Below are 15,385 nucleotides of genomic sequence, written 5' to 3' on the forward strand. Positions count from 1 at the left end.
GAGAGTCCTCTCAGGACGTTCCGAGTTCGCTGTCGATGAGGGCGAAGATGTCGTCCGCGGTGGCCGACTCCAGGTCGTCGTCGCCGCGCCCGGCCGCCGACCCGGGACCCTCGTCGCCGACGGCGCGAACCCGGTCCAGCAGCACCTCCAGGCGCATCCGCAGCCGGGAACGCTCGTTGGAGTCCAGTTCGGCGACCTCGCCCAGCGCCGTCTCCACGTCGTCCAGGCTGCGCCGCAGCACCGCCTCCGGGCTGCTCCGGTCCGGCAGCAGCAGGGTCCGGACCCGGGTCGCCAGCGCCAGCGGGGTCGGATGGTCGAAGATCAGGGTCGCCGGCAGCCGTACGCCGGTCTCGGCGGTGAGCCGGTTGCGCAGCTCGACCGCGGTCAGCGAGTCGAAGCCGAGGTCCTTGAACGCCCGTTCCGCGCCGACCGCGTCCGTGGTCGGGTGCCCCAGCACCGCGGCGGCGTGCGCGACCACCAGGTCCAGCAGGAACGCGTCCTGCTCGGCCGCGGAGCGCGGGGCCAGCCGCTCGGCCAGCGGCACCGCCCCGGCGGCCGCCACCGGGGCGACCCGGCGCACGGCCGGGCGCACCAGCCGGCGCAGCAGCGGCGGCACCGTGTCACCGAAGCCGGAACGGTCCAGCGCGGACAGCACCAGATGCGCGCCGGGCAGGGTGAGCGCCGCGTCGAACAACGCCAGGCCGGTCGCGGAGTCCAGCGCGGCGCCGGCCCGGGTGGCCCGGCTCAGGTTCGCGCCGTCGAGGTGGGCGGTCATCCCGCTCGCCTCCGACCACAGTCCCCAACCGAGCGACACCGCCGGCAGGCCGAGCCCGCGGCGGTACGCGGCCAGCGCGTCGAGGAAGCTGTTGGCCGCCGCGTAGTTCGCCTGCCCGGGCGAGCCGAACGTGGCCGCGACCGACGAGTAGAGCACGAACATCGCCAGGTCCTGGCCGGCGGTCAGCTCGTGCAGGTGCCACGCGGCGTCGGCCTTGGGCCGGAACACGGTGTCGATCCGGTCCGCCGTCATCGCGGCGAACGTCCCGTCGTCCAGCACGCCGGCGCAGTGCACCACACCGGTCAGCCGCCGTCCGTCGAGCAGCGCGGCGAGCGCGGCGCGGTCGGCCACGTCGCAGGCGACCACCTCGACCGTGGCGCCGGAGTCCCGCAGCCGCGCGGTCAGCTCCGCGGCGCCGGGCGCCTCGGGGCCGAGGCGGCTGGTGAGCAGCAGGTTCCGCACCCCGTACGCGGTCACCAGGTGCTCGGCCAGCAGGCCGCCGAGCTGCCCGGTGCCGCCGGTCACCAGCACCGTGCCGGCCGGGTCCAGCGGAGCGGGCACGGTGAAGACGTTCTTGCCGACGTGTCGGGCCCGGCTGATGTGCCGGAACGCGTTCGGCGCGTCCCGGACGTCCCAGGCGGTGATCGGCAGCATCCGCAGCCGGCCCTGGTCGAACAGGCGCAGCACCTCGCGCAGCAGCTCCCCGATGCGCGGGGCGCCGGCCTCGAACAGGTCGAACGCGTCGTACCGGACGCCGGGATGGTGGTCGGCCACCTCCAGCGGGTCGCGCTTGTCGGTCTTGCCCATGTCCATCAACCGGCCGCCCGGGCTCAACAGGCGCAGCGAGGCGTCGGTGAACTCGCCGGTCAGCGAGTGGAGCACCATGTCCACGCCGCGGCCGCCGGTCGCGGCCCGGAAGGCGTCGGCGAAGTCGAGCGTGCGCGAGGAGGCCAGGTGGTCGTCGGCCACGCCCAGCGCGCGGACCGTGTCCCACTTGGCCGGGCTCGCGGTGGCGAACACCTCGACACCCCAGAGCCGGGCCAGCTCGACCGCGGCCATCCCGACCCCGCCGGCCGCGGCGTGCACCAGCAGCGTCTCCCCCGCCCGCAGGCCACCCCGGTCGCGCAGGCCGTACCAGGCGGTCAGGTAGACGGTGGTGACCGAGGCCGCCTCGGCGAAGCTCCAGCCGTCCGGGATCCGCGCCACCAGCGCGCGCTCCGCCACCACGACCGGCCCGAACGCGCCGCCGATCGCGCCGAAGACCCGGTCGCCGGGAGCCAGGTCGGTGACGTCCGCGCCGACCTCGGTGACCACGCCGGCCGCCTCGGTGCCCATGCCCTGCTGGTCGGTGAGGCCGAGCGAGATGGCGACGTCCCGGAAGTTGACACCGGCGGCCCGCACCGCGATCCGGACCTGACCGGCGTCCAGCGGCGCCGCGGCCGCCGGGGCCGGGCGCAGTTCCAGACCGTCGAGGGTGCCGGCCGCGCCGGCCTCCAACCGCCACGGTCCGTCGGCCGGGGGCACGAGCGCGGCGGGCAGGGCCCGGCTCAGGCGCGGCACGAGCACCACCCCGGCGCGTACCGCGAGCTGCGGCTCCTCGTCGACCGGCAGCGGGCCGGCCAGCACCGCCCACGACTCCGGCAGCCCGTCGGTGTCCACCAGGACGATCCGGCCGGGGTGCTCGTTCTGGGCCGAGCGGAGCAGGCCCAGCACGGACGCGGCGGCCAGGTCGTCCACCGGACCGCCGGCCGGGGTGGCGGCGCGGGTGAGCACCACGAGTCGGGAGTCGTCGTCGCCGGCGAGCCAGCGCTGCACGACGTCGAGCGTGCGGCGGGCGAGATCGGCGGGCGCGCCGGGCTCGATCGCGGCCAGCAACGGCAGGTCGGGCACGGTCAGGTCACCGACGACCAGGTAGGCCCGGCCGGCGGTGCCGCCCTCCGCCGGGCTCTCGTCCCACTCGACGCGGAACAGCGCGTCGTCCAGGCGTGGGGCGCGGGTCAGGCTGTCGCCGGCGACCGGGCGGAACACCAGCCGCTCGACGGTGGCGACCGGGGCGCCGGTCGCGTCGGCCAACTGCACGACGAGGCCGTCGTCGCCGACCGCGCGCAACCTCACCCGCAGCGTCCGCGCGCCGGCCGCGTACACGGTCACGCCGGTCCAGGCGAACGGCAACCGCGCGCCCTCACCGCCACCGACCAGCGCCGCCGCGTGCAGGGCGGCGTCGAAGAGCGCCGGGTGCACCGCATAGGAGTCGGCGTCCACGGTCTCGGGCAGCTCGACCTCGGCCAGCACGTCGTCGCCGTGCCGCCAGGCCGCGCGCAGCCCCCGGAAGTCGGGGCCGTAGTCCAGGCCCGCGTGGGCGGCGAGGTCGTAGGTGTCGTCCACGCCGACCGGCTCGGACCCGGCGGGCGGCCACTCCCGCAGGTCGAATCCGGGCTGAGCGGTGTCGTCGGCGAGCAGGCCGTCGGCGTGCCGCACCCAGGGGGCGTCGTCCCCGGCCCGGGCGGCGACGCGCACCGTGCGGACGCCGTCGCTCTCCGGGCCGCCGACCCGCGCCTGCAGCAGCACGTCGCCGGTCGGCGGCAGCACCAACGGCGCGGCGATGGTCAGCTCCCGCAACGCGCCGGCGCCGACCAGCCGTCCGGCCTGCCCGGCCAGCTCGACGAACGCGGTGCCGGGGAACACGATCCGGTCCAGCACCCGGTGGTCGGCGAGCCACGGGTGGGTGTTGACGGAGATCCGGGCGGTGAGCACGAGCCCGTCGCCGTCGGCGAGCGTCACCGCCGCGCCGACCAGCGGGTGGTCGCCCGTGGCGAGCCCGGCCGCGGAGACGTCGCCGGCGCTCGCCCGCACCCGCGGCCAGAACCGCTCGTGCTGGAACCGGTAGGTCGGCAGGTCGGCGACCGGGCCGGGCGGCGTGAGCACGGACCAGTCCACGGCGGCGCCGCGTACCCACAGCTCGGCCACGGCACGGTGCAGCTGGGTCCAGCCGTCGTGGTCGCGGCGCAGCGTCCCGGTCACCAGGCCACCGGCGGCGTCGACCCGGTCCTGCAGCGCGGCGGCCAGCACCGGGTGCGGGCTCACCTCGACGAACGTGGTGTGCCCGGCCGCGACGAGTCCCTGCACGACCTCGTCGAACCGCACCGGGTCGCGCAGGTTGTCGTACCAGTAGTCGGCGTCGAGCGCGGTGGTGTCGAGCAGGCCACCGGTGACCGTCGAGTAGAACGGGATCCGGCCGGCCGTCGGGCGCACCGTGCCGAACGCCGCCCGCAGGTCGTCGCGGACGGACTCCACCTGGCGGGAGTGCGAGGCGTAGTCGATCGCCACCCGGCGCGACCAGAGGCCCTGCTCGGCACACCGGTCCTCGATGGTGGCCAGGCCGGCCGAGTCGGCCGACAGCACCACCAGGTGGGGGCCGTTCACCGCGCCGATCACCGCGCCGTCCACGCCGTCGCGCAGCGCCTCGGCCCGCTCGACGCCGGCCCCGACGGCCAGCAGGCCACCCTGACCGGCCAGCCGGAGCAGGATCCGGGCCCGCTCCACCGAGATCCGCGCGCCGTCGCGCAGGCTCAGCGCGCCGGCGGCCACGGCGGCGGCCAGCTCACCCTGCGAGTGCCCGACCACACCGGCCACGTCGACGCCGAGCCACTCCCACACCGCGGCCAGCGACACCATCACCGCCCACAGCGCCGGTTGCAGCAGGTCGGAGCGTTCCATCCAGGACTCGTCGCGAGCCCGCAACGCGTCACCGACCGCCCAGTCCAGGTGCTCGGCCAGCGCCGCCTCGCACTCGGCGAACCGGTCGGCGAAGACCGGGCAGGTGTCGAGCAGGTCGGCCGCCATGCCGGCCCACTGGCCGCCCTGACCGGGGAAGACCAGGATGACGCCGCCCTCGGCGGCGGCCGCCGACCGTACCCCGGTGACCAGACCGGTGGCGGTGGCGCCGGTCGCGGCGGCGGCCAGGCCGGCGGCGTCCGCGCCCACGACCACGGCCCGGTGCTCCAGCGCCGCGCGCCCGGCCACCAGCGCCCGGGCGACCGCGGCCGGCTCGGCGTCGAGGTCGCGCAGGGCGGCGGCCTGGGCGCGCAACGCCCCTTCGGTACGCCCGGAGATCGGCCAGGACGGCACGGCGGGCGTCGGGGTGGCCGCCTCGGTCGCCGCCTCGGGCGCCTCCTCCAGGATCACGTGCGCGTTGGTGCCGCTCATGCCGAACGACGAGACGCCGGCCCGCCGGGCGTGCCCGGCACGGGTCCACGGCACCGGCTCGGTGAGCAGCCGCACCGCCCCGGACGCCCAGTCGACCTGCGGCGTCGGCTGGTCCACGTGCAGGGTGCGGGGCAGCCGGTCGTGCCGCATCGCCTGCACCATCTTGATCACACCGGCGACGCCGGCGGCGGCCTGGGTGTGGCCGATGTTCGACTTCACCGAGCCCAGCCAGAGCGGCTGCTCGCGGTCCTGCCCGTAGGTGGCCAGCAGGGCCTGCGCCTCGATCGGGTCGCCGAGGCGGGTGCCGGTGCCGTGCCCCTCCACCACGTCCACCTCGGACGGCCGCAACCCGGCGGCGGCCAGCGCCGCCCGGATCACGCGCTGCTGGGCCGGCCCGTTCGGCGCGGTCAGCCCGTTGCTGGCGCCGTCGGAGTTGACCGCCGTGCCCCGGACCAGAGCCAGCACCCGGTGCCCGTTGCGTCGCGCGTCGGAGAGCCGTTCGAGCAGCAGCACACCGGCGCCCTCGCCCCACCCGGTGCCGTCGGCCGCCGCCGCGTACGGCTTGCACCGCCCGTCCGCGGCGAGGCCGAGCTGGCGGCGGAACTCGACGAACGCGGTAGGCGTGGCCATCACTGTCACCCCGCCGGCCAGCGCGGTCGCGCACTCGCCGTTGCGCAGCGCCTGCACGGCCAGGTGCAGCGCCACCAGCGACGACGAGCAGGCGGTGTCCACGGTCAGCGCGGGACCCTCCAGCCCGTACGTGTAGGCCACCCGGCCGGACAGCACCGCCGCCGCGTTGCCGGTGCCCTGGTGCCCGTCGGTCTCCTCGCCGGCGACGGCGAGCAGGCCGAGGTAGTCCTGGCCGCTGGTGCCCATGAACACGCCGGTGCGGGTGCCGGCGGTGGAGCGCGGGTCGATGCCGGCCCGTTCGAAGGTCTCCCAGACCACCTCGAGCAGCATCCGCTGCTGGGGGTCCATGGCGAGCGCCTCGCGCGGCGAGACGGCGAACAGGTCGGCGTCGAACCCGGTGACGTCGCGCAGGAAGCCGCCCCGGGCGTCCGGGTCGTCGAGCGACGCCGGGTCCCAGCCCCGGTCGGTCGGGAACGGGGTGAGGCCGTCGCCGTCGCCGTCGACCAGCCGCCACAGCGCCTCGGGGCTGTCCGCGTCGCCCGGGTAGCGGCAGGCCATGCCGACGATGGCGATCGGCTCGTCCGGCTCGGTGCGGGTGGCCGGCTCGTCGTCCGGGGTGGCGGCGGACTCGCCGGCCAGCAGCTCCCGCAGCCGGCCGGCCAACGCCACCGGCGTGGGGTGGTCGAAGACGAGCGTGGCCGGCAGCGTCAGGCCGGTCTCGGCGCTGAGCCGGTTGCGCAGCTCGACCGCGGTCAGCGAGTCGAAGCCGAGCTTCTTGAACGGCATCCGCACGTCCACGCCGGCCACGTCGCGGTGCCCGAGGACCACCGCCACCTGTTCGCGGACCAGGGTGCGCAGCGCGCGCTCCCGGTCGGCCGCGGGCAGCCCGCGCAGGGTGACCGCGAACGCCGGCGGGTCGCCGCCGGGGCGCGCGTCGGCGGCCGGGCCGGCCGCCTCCGGCAGGAGCGCGAGCAGCGGCTGCGGGCGGGACGCGGTGAACGCGGGGGCGAACGTGGGCCAGTCGACGTCGGCGACGGCCAGGCATCCGTCGTCGCCGTCCAGCGCGGCGGCCAGGACGGCCACCGCCCGCGCCGGGTCCATCGCCCGCAGGCCCCGCCGGCGCAGGTACTCCTGGGTGCTCGCGTCGCCGGCCATGCCCGCGCCGGCCCACGGCCCCCAGGCGAGCGCCAGGCCCGGCCGGCCGGCGGCCCGACGCTGTTCGACCAGGGCGTCGAGGAACGCGTTTGCGGCCGCGTACGCGCCCTGCCGCCCGCTGCCCCAGACCCCGGCCACGGAGCTGAACACGGCGAAGAAGTCGAGGTCGGTGGTGAGTTCGTCCAGGTGCCGGGCGCCGGCCACCTTGGCCCGCAGCGTCGCGGCGAACGCGTCCGGGTCGGTGTCGGCCAGCGCGCCGAACTCGCCCGAGCCGGCCGCGTGCACCACGCCCACCAGGTCCGGGATGCCGGCGAGCAGCGTGGCGACGGCGGCCCGGTCGCCGACGTCGCAGGCGGTGACCGTGACCGTGGTGCCGCGTCCGGCCAGCTCCTCGACCAGGTCGGCCACGCCGGGGGCGTCGGCGCCGCGCCGGCCGGTCAGCACGACGTGCCCGATGCCCCGGTCGGCCAGTATGCGCGCGACGTGCGCGCCCAGCGCTCCGGTGCCGCCGGTGACGAGCACGCTGCCGCCGGCGCCGACCCGGCCGCCGGTTCCCGGCAGGGCGGCGCGGACGAGGCGACGCGCGGTCACCCCGGTGGACCGGATCGCCACCTGGTCCTCGGTGCCGTCGTCCAGCACGGCGGCCAGGTGGCGCAGGGTGGCATCGTCGGCGTCGGCGGGCACCTCGACCAGGCCACCCCACCGGTCCGGGTGCTCCAGCGCGGCCACCAGGCCGAGCCCCCACACCTGGGCGGCGAACGGGTGCTCGGACACGGCCCGGGTGATCGTCCACAGCGGCGCGCCGACGTCGGCGTCGCCGAGCGCCTGGAGCACGGTGAGCGTCAGCGCCGCGCCGCGCGCCACCACGCCGTCCGGCATCGGCCCGTCGACGAGCCCGGCCAGCGAGACGACCGTACCGAAGTCCCGGCCGGACGCGGCCAGGCGCGCGGCCAGGGCCGTCCGGTCGAGGTCGGCGGCGGTCAGGGTGAGGACGGTGACGTCGTCGCCGAGCGCGGCCACCACACGGTCGGCCGCGACGCCCTCGGGCACCAGGGCCAGCCGGGGAGCCGGGCGGGGACCCGGCGTCGGGGTGACCGGCGTCCACGCCACCCGGTAGCGCCAGTCGTCGGCGGCCGGGGCACGGTGCGCCGGCCAGTAGCGGTCCCGCTGGAACGCGTACGTCGGCAGCTCGGCCGGCAGGCCGGTGTCCCGCCCGACGACGGCCGCCCAGTCGACTCCGACGCCGACGGTGAACAGCGCGCCGACCGCCTCCAGCAGCGTCTCCGGCTCGGGCCGCTCGCGGCGCAGGGCGGCCACCCGCACCGGCGGGGCCAGGTCCTCGGCCTGGGCGGCGCCGTCCAGGCCGAGCTGGGCCATGCCGGTGAGCACACCGTCCGGGCCGAGTTCCAGGTAGCGGCGGACGCCCAGCTCGGCGAGCGCCTGCACGCCGTCGTGGAAGCGGACCGTGCGCCGCACGTGCCGCACCCAGGTGTCCGCGTCGTACCCGTCGACCACCGCGCCGGTCAGGTTGGACACGATCGGGATCCGCGGCGCGGCGTAGCTCAGCCCGGCCGCCACCACCCGGAACGCGTCCAGCATCGGCGTCATCCGGGCCGAGTGGAACGCGTGCGACACGCGCAGCCGCTGGGTCTTGATCCCGTCCCGGGCGCAGCTCGCCGCGAACGCGGCGGCCGCTTCGGAGTCACCGGAGACGACCACCGACTCCGGGCCGTTCACGGCGGCGATGTCGAGGCCGTCCGGCAGCGCCGCGGCGACCTCCGCCTCGCCGAGACGCACCGACAGCATGGCGCCGCCGGCGGGAAGCTCCTGCATCAGCCGGCCCCGGGCCGCGACCAGCGTGACCGCGTCGTCGAGCGAGAGCACCCCGGCCACGTACGCCGCGGTCAGCTCGCCGATCGAGTGGCCGAGCAGCACGTCCGGCACGACACCCCACGACTCGACCAGCCGGAACAGCGCGGCCTCGACCGCGAACAACCCGGCCTGGGTGTAGGCGGTCCGGTCGAGCAGCTCCGCGTCGTGCCACACCACGTCGCGCAACGGACGGTCCAGGTGGGGATCGAAGCGGGCGCAGATGTCGTCGAACGCCGCGGCGAAGACCGGATAGGTGGCGTGCAGCTCCCTCCCCATCCCCACCCGCTGGCCGCCCTGGCCGGTGAACAGGAACGCGAGCTTGCCCGCGCTGACCGTGCCCCGGACCACCCCGGGCGCGGCGTGCCCGTCGCGGACCGCGGCCAGCCCGGCCGACCCCTGCGGACCGGCCAGCACGACGGCCCGGTGCTCCATTGCCGAGCGGGTGCCGGCCAGCGCCCGGGCGACCGCGGACCGGTCGGTGTCCTCGTCGAGGAAGACCCGCAGCCGTTCGGCCTGGGCGCGCAGGCCCGCGGCGGTACGCCCGGACACCACCCACGGGACCGGGCCGACGACCGCCTCGACCGGCTCGCCGGACGGTGGCACCGGCGCCTGCTCCAGGATCACGTGCGCGTTGGTGCCGCTCACCCCGAACGACGAGACGCCGGCCCGGCGCGGGCGGTCCCGGTGGGGCCAACTCACCGGCTCGGCCAGCACCGCGACGCCGCCGGCGCTCCAGTCGACGTACGGCGTCGGCTCGTCCACGTGCAGGGTGCTCGGGAGCCGGCCGTGCCGGATCGCCAGCACCATCTTGATGACGCCCGCGACGCCGGCCGCGGCCTGGGTGTGCCCGATGTTCGACTTCACCGAGCCGATCCACAGCGGATCCGCCGCGGACCGGCCGTGGCCGTAGGTCGCCAGCAGCGCCTCGGCCTCGATCGGGTCGCCGAGCCGGGTGCCGGTACCGTGCGCCTCGACCGCGTCGACGTCGGCGGGCGTCAGGTCCGCGCCGGCCAGCGCCTGCCGGATCACCCGGCGTTGGGCCGGGCCGCTGGGCGCGGTGAGGCCGTTGCTGGCCCCGTCGGAGTTGACCGCGCTGCCGCGCAGCACGGCCAGGACCCGCCGGCCGAGCCGCTGCGCCTCGGAGAGCCGCTCCAGCACCAGGACGCCGACGCCCTCGGCCCAGCCGGTGCCGTCGGCGGCCGCCGCGAACGGCTTGCACCGGCCGTCCGAGGCCAGGCCGTCCTGCTTGGCGAACTCCCCGAACACCTCGGGCGACACGAGCACGGTGACGCCGGCCGCGAGCGCGGTGACGCAGTCCCCGCGACGCAGCGCCTGCGCGGCGAGGTGACAGGCGACGAGCGCCGACGAGCAGGCGGTGTCGACGGTGACCGCCGGGCCCTCCAGCCCGAGGGTGTACGCGACCCGGCCGGAGAGCACGCTGGTGGCGCTGCCGGTGAGCGCGTGCCCCTCCGCCGCCGGCTCGTCGGCCAGCAGGTAGTTGTAGCCGGAGGTGGCCGCGCCCACGAACACGCCGGTGCGGCTGCCCCGCAGGCCGTCGGCGTCGATGCCGGCCCGCTCGATCGCCTCCCACGACGTCTCCAGCAGCAGCCGCTGCTGGGGATCCATGGCCAGCGCCTCGCGCGGGGAGATTCCGAAGAACTCGGCGTCGAAGTCGGCGCCGCCGGCGAGGAAGCCGCCCCGGGCCGCGTACGCCGGCCCGTCCGGGCGCACCTCCCACCCCCGGTCGTCCGGGAAGCCGGTGATCGCGTCGCCGCCGTCGTCGACCAGCCGCCACAGCGCCTCCGGCGAGTCGGCGCCGGGGAACCGGCAGGCCATCCCGACGATCGCGATCGGCTCGGTGGCCGCCTCGGCCAGCGCCCGGTTCGCCGTGCGCAGCCGCTCGGTCTCCTTCAACGACGACCGCAGCGCGGCCACGTAGTCTTCGGTCGAAGCCATCTTGAACTCCAGCGGTGTCGTCGCGTCGGGTGGTTCAGGAGGCCCGTTCGCCGAGCGCCAGCCGCAGCAGGTCCTCGCCGTCCAGGTCGTCGATCTCGTCGGTGGTCAGCGGGAGCGGGTCGGCGCCCGGTTCCGGCTCGGCCAGGCTCAGCAGCGTGTCGAGCAGGCCGGCGCCGCGCAGCCGCGACAGCGGGATCAGTTGCAGCGCCCGCCGGATACGGGTGTCGTCGTCGTCCTCGGCCCGACCGCCGAACAGCAGCGTGTCCAGGTGCTCGGCGAGCGCGCGGACGCTCGGGTGGTCGAACGCGACGGTGGCGGCCAGCCGCTCGCCCACCGCCCGGCCGAGCCGGTCGCGCAACTCGACCGCGGTCACCGAGTCCATGCCGAGGTCGCGCAGCGCGCGGTCGACCCGCAGGGTGGCCGGCTGGGCATAGCCGAGCACTGCCGCGGCGTGCCGCTGCACCAGCTCCAGGACGGCCGCCGGCCGCTCGGCAGCGGGCAGCGCGGCGAGCCGGTCCCGCTCGCTGTCCCGGCCGTCCGGTTCGGCCGTCCCGCCGGACGCGGCGTCGGCCAGCCCGGTCAGCAGCGGTTGCGGCCGCAGCGCGGTGAACGCCGGGGCGAACCGGTCCCAGTCGACGTCGGCCACGACCACGCACCCGTCACCGCCGCCGACCGCACCGGCCAGCGCCGCCACCGCGAGACCGGGGTCCATCGGGGGCAGGCCGCGCCGCTGGAGGTACGCGTCGGCCCCGTCCCCGGCCGCCATGCCGGCGCCCGCCCACGGCCCCCAGCCCACCGACGTGCCCGGCAGCCCGCGGGTCCGGCGCCGCCGGACCAGGCCGTCGAGGTGGGCGTTGGCCGCCGAGTACGCGCCCTGCCCGCCCGCGCCCCAGACGCCGGCGATCGAGCCGAACACCACGAACGCGTCGAGCGGCGTGTCGCCGAGCACGTCGTCCAGCACCTCCGCGCCGACCACCTTCGCGCGCATCGCGTCGGCCAGGCCGTCCGGGGTGAGCTCGGTGATCGGGCACACCGTGCCGCTGCCGGCCGCGTGCACGACCGCGGACAGGGGGTGCTCCGCCGGCACGGTGCCGAGCAGCGCGGCCACCGCGTCCCGGTCGGTGACGTCGCAGGCCGCGACCGTCACCCGCGCGCCGCGGTCGGCCAGGTCGCGGACCAGTTCCGGCACGCCGGGGGTGTCCGCGCCCCGACGGCCGGCGAGCAGCAGGTGCGGCGTGCCCCGGTCGGCGAGCCAGCGCGCCACGTGTCCGCCGAGCGCGCCGGTGCCGCCGGTCAGCAGCACCGTGCCGGTCGGCGTCCAGCCGGTCCCGGTGCGCGGCCGGGCCGGCGCCCGGACCAGCCGGCGCGCGGTCACCCCGGACGCACGGACCGCGACCTGGTCCTCCCGGCCGTCGGCGAGCACGCTCACCAGGTGCCGGGCGGCGAGCACGTCGAGTTCGGCCGGCAGGTCGGCGAGGCCGCCCCACCACCGCGGGAACTCCAGCGCGGCGACCCGGCCGAGACCCCACACCTGGTCGAGGTGCGGGTCGTCACCGGTGACCGCGTCCTGGGTCAGGCACCACAGCGGCACGTTCCAGTCCAGGTCGTGCAGGGCCTGGGTGACACCGAGCAGCCACGCCGCGCCCGCGGTCGCCGGCAGGCAGGCGACGCCGGCCAGCTCGGCCGACCGGTACGGCCGCAGGCCCTCCGCCGCCGTCACCCGGTCGCCGCTGACGATGACCACCCGGGACTCGGCGCCGCCGGCCTTCAGCGCGCCGGCCACGTCGCTGACGATCTCGTCGTCGTCGCCCGGCGTCACCACCAACCAGGTGCCGGTCAGCCGGGCCGGCGTCGGGTGCGCCGGCCGCCACTCGATCCGGTAGCGCCACGAGTCGGTGGCCGCCTGTTCGGCGGCCTGCCCGCGCCAGGCCGACAGCGCCGGGAGCAACTCGGTCACCCGGGTGTCCGGCGCGACGCCGAGCAGGCCGGTGAACCGCGCGACGTCGTCGTCGTCGACCGCCGCCCAGAACGCCCCGGCGCCGGTCACCTCCGCCCGCGGCGGGGCGAGGACCGGCCAGTAGCGGTCCCGCGCGAACGGATAGGTGGGCAGGACGACGCTGGCGCCGCCCCACACCCGGTAGACCGCGGCCCAGTCGACGGGCTGGCCCACCACGTGCAGCTCGGCGAGTGCGGCGAGCAGGGTCGCGGTCTCGCAGTGGCCCTGCCGCAGCGCCGGCGCGATCACCGCCGGGGCGTCGGCGCGTTCGGTGAGCGAGTGCCGGGTCAGCGCGGTCAGCACCGGGTGCGGCCCGAGTTCGAGGAACCGCGTCACGCCGGACGCCTCCAGGCAGGCCACCCCGTCGGCGTACCGGACGGCGCGACGGGCGTGCCGGACCCAGTGTTCGGCGTCCAGCCGCTCGGCGACCTCACCTGTCACGTTCGAGACGATCGGGATCCGCGGCGCGGCGTACGTCAGGCTCTCCGCCACCGCCCGGAACTCGTCGAGCATCGGGTCCATCCGGACCGAGTGGAACGCGTGCGAGACGCGCAGCAGGTTGTTGCGCCGGCCCTGCGCAGTCCAGCGGGCGGCCAGCTCGAACACCGCGTCCTCGTCGCCGGACACCACCACCTGGGCCGGCCCGTTGACCGCCGCCACGTCCAGGCGGCCGGCGAAGTCGGCCAGCTCGGCGGTGGCCTCGTCCTCGGTGGCGTCGACCGCGAGCATCGCGCCGCCGGGCGGCAACTGCTGCATCAACCGTCCACGGGCGGCCACCAGGGTGCAGGCGTCGTCGAGCGACAGCACCCCGGCCACGTGCGCGGCGGCCAGCTCGCCGATCGAGTGGCCGAGCAGCGCGTCCGGGACGACGCCCCAGCTCTCCACCAGCCGGTACAGCGCCACCTCGAGGGCGAACAGGCCGGCCTGGGTGTGCACGGTCTGCTGCAGCGCGTCGGCGTCGGAGTCGATCACCGTACGCAACGGGCGGTCCAGCACCGCGTCGAAGCGGTCGCAGATCTCGTCGAACGCCGCCGCGAACACCGGGAACCCGGCGCGCAGCTCCGCGCCCATGCCGAGGCGCTGGGCGCCCTGGCCGGTGAAGAGCACGGCCAGCCGGCCGGGGCGGGCGGTCCCGCTGATCACCGCGGGGTCGGCCGTGCCCTGGGCGACGGCGGTCAGGCTCGCGGCCGCCCGGCAGTGGTCGCCGGCCAGCACGACCGCGCGCTCGTCGAGCAGGGTGCGGCCGGTGGCGAGCGAGTAGCCGACGTCGAGCAGCGGCACGTTGGGGTCGGCCGCGAGCCGGGCCCGCAGGCGTTCCGCCTGCTCGCGCAGCGCGGCGGCCGAGCCGGCCGACAGCAGCAGCGGCACCGTGGCCGGCGTGCCGGCCGGCTCGCGGGTCGCGGCGGGCGACGCGGCCGGGGCTTCCTCGACGATGACGTGGGCGTTGGTGCCGCTGACCCCGAACGAGGAGATCCCGGCCCGCCGGGCGCTGCCGAAACGCGACCAGGGCACCGGTTCGGTCAGCAGGCGCATCTCCCCGGCCGACCAGTCGACGTGCGGTGTCGGCTCGTCCACGTGCAGGGTGCGCGGCAGCAGCCCGTGCCGCAGCGCCATGACCATCTTGATGATCCCGGCGATGCCGGCGGCGGCCTGGGTGTGTCCCAGGTTCGACTTGACCGACCCGAGCCACAGCGGACGGTCCGCCGGCCGGTTCCGCCCGTACGTGGCCAGCAGCGCCTGCGCCTCGATCGGGTCGCCGAGCGTGGTGCCGGTGCCGTGCGCCTCCACCACGTCCACGTCGCCCGGGCCGAGGTCGGCGCCGGCCAGCGCCTGCGCGATCACCCGCTGCTGGGACGGGCCGTTGGGGGCGGTCAACCCGCTCGACGCGCCGTCCTGGTTGACCGCGCTGCCGCGGACCAGGGCCAGCACCGGGTGCCCGTTGCGCCGGGCGTCGCTCAGCCGTTCCAGCACGAGCAGCCCCGCGCCCTCGGACCAGGCGGTGCCGTCGGCCGACGCGGCGAACGACTTGCAGCGCCCGTCGGCGGCGAGACCGCTGTCGACGGTGAAGCCGGTCAGCACCGACGGCGTGGCCATCACGGTGACGCCGCCGGCCAGCGCGAGCGTGCACTCCCCCTGGCGCAGCGACTGCGCGGCGAGGTGGACCGCGACGAGCGAGGACGAGCACGCGGTGTCGACAGTGACGGCCGGCCCCTCGAAGCCGAAGGTGTAGGAGACCCGGCCGGAGATGGCACTGCCGGCGTTGCCGGTCGCCAGGTAGCTCTCGGCGTGGTCACCGGCGCTGCCGACGAGCGCCCCGTAGTCGTGGTACATGGCGCCGACGAAGACCCCGGTGCGGGTGCCGCGCAGCAGCGTGTGGTCGATGCCGGCGTGCTCCAGCGCCTCCCAGGCGACCTGGAGCATGAGCCGCTGCTGCGGGTCCATCACCAGCGCCTCGCGCGGCGAGACGCCGAAGAGCTGGGCGTCGAAGTCACCGGCGCCGCTGAGGAAGCCACCCTCGCGCGGCCCGCCGGCGGCGGCGGTGAGGGCGTCGACGTCCCAGCCGCGGTCGGACGGCAGCGCACCGATCGCGTCACCGTCGGCCGCCACCAGGTGCCACAGGTCCTCGGCGCTGGCCACCTCGCCGGGATACCGGCAGCCCATCGCCACGATCGCGATCGGCTCCCGGGCCCGGTCCTCGGCGGCGCGCAGCGCCTCCCGCGTGTCCCGAAGGTCGACAGTGGCCCGCTTCAAATATTCCAGGAGCTTGTTCTGGTCTGTCATGGCGCCTCTTTCCG

At 76.8% G+C, this 15,385-nt stretch carries 2 protein-coding genes; both read right to left on the reverse strand.

Annotated features, from left to right (window positions below; genetic code table 11):
* Positions 1–10 precede the first annotated feature (10 nt).
* Entirely contained in the window at positions 11–10,594 is a 10,584-nt protein-coding gene (locus O7598_RS17540) for a type I polyketide synthase (RefSeq protein WP_269692413.1), read from the reverse strand.
* Positions 10,595–10,628: 34 nt separating this feature from the next.
* On the reverse strand, positions 10,629–15,371 hold the full coding sequence (locus O7598_RS17545) for a type I polyketide synthase (protein WP_269692414.1): 4,743 nt from the start codon (positions 15,369–15,371) through the stop codon (positions 10,629–10,631).
* Positions 15,372–15,385: the final 14 nt, after the last annotated feature.

Source organism: Micromonospora sp. WMMC241, assembly GCF_027460165.1.
Classification (GTDB): domain Bacteria; phylum Actinomycetota; class Actinomycetes; order Mycobacteriales; family Micromonosporaceae; genus Micromonospora; species Micromonospora humi.